At 74.6% G+C, this 610-nt stretch carries 1 protein-coding gene; it reads right to left on the bottom strand.

Features of this window, described 5'->3' with window-relative positions:
• On the bottom strand, positions 1–585 hold a 585-nt coding region (locus tag ACFQ36_RS23275; RefSeq protein ID WP_377018001.1), incomplete at its 3' end, for a hypothetical protein.
• Positions 586–610 lie beyond the last annotated feature (25 nt).

The following is a 610-nucleotide window of genomic DNA, read 5'->3' as shown; positions in this document are numbered from 1 at the left end:
GGCCGCCTGGCTGCGTCCGGCCAGGCTGCCCAGCGTCCCCAGGACGAGCGCGCCGAAAAAGAGGCCGGCCGAGACGCTGTACACGCTCAGGTCCGCTCCCCCGGCGCTGGCCCGCACGGAAAACACGAGGCCGCAGAGCACCGCGACGACGGCCAGCGCCAGGCCGGACACCGCGGACAGCAGCCATCGCTGGCCGGCACGCCCAAGCGGCCGCTTCCGTTCCGCACGCAGGCCGGACCGCCAGAGGGCGCCGGTTGCCAGGGCCGTCACCAGCAGCGGCATGAACCAGAGGCTGCCGCCCATGGTCAGGGACGCGCCCAAGAAGCTTGAGTTGGCGGTGGCGCCCAGGGTTCCCATGAGCCCCATGCCGGCCAGCAGGAACGGCAGGCAGACCGCGGCCCAGACCCCGCCCTCCGCCGGGTCGATGCCGGCGTAGTCTTCCGCCAGGTCCGTCAGCCCAGTTCCCGAAGCGGCCAGGGCCGAACCGGCCACGGCCAGGACCAGGACCGCCGCCGCGCCCAGCACCGCGATGCCGTAGGCCGCCGCACCGGCGCCCGCGGATGCCAGCACGTGCTGTTTCGGCACACCGGGGAACGCCTTCGCCGGCGGC

The organism is Arthrobacter sp. GCM10027362, from assembly GCF_042679445.1.
Classification (GTDB): domain Bacteria; phylum Actinomycetota; class Actinomycetes; order Actinomycetales; family Micrococcaceae; genus Crystallibacter.
Note: the sequence above shows the minus strand (reverse complement) of the source record. Positions and strands in the feature narration are given on the sequence as shown.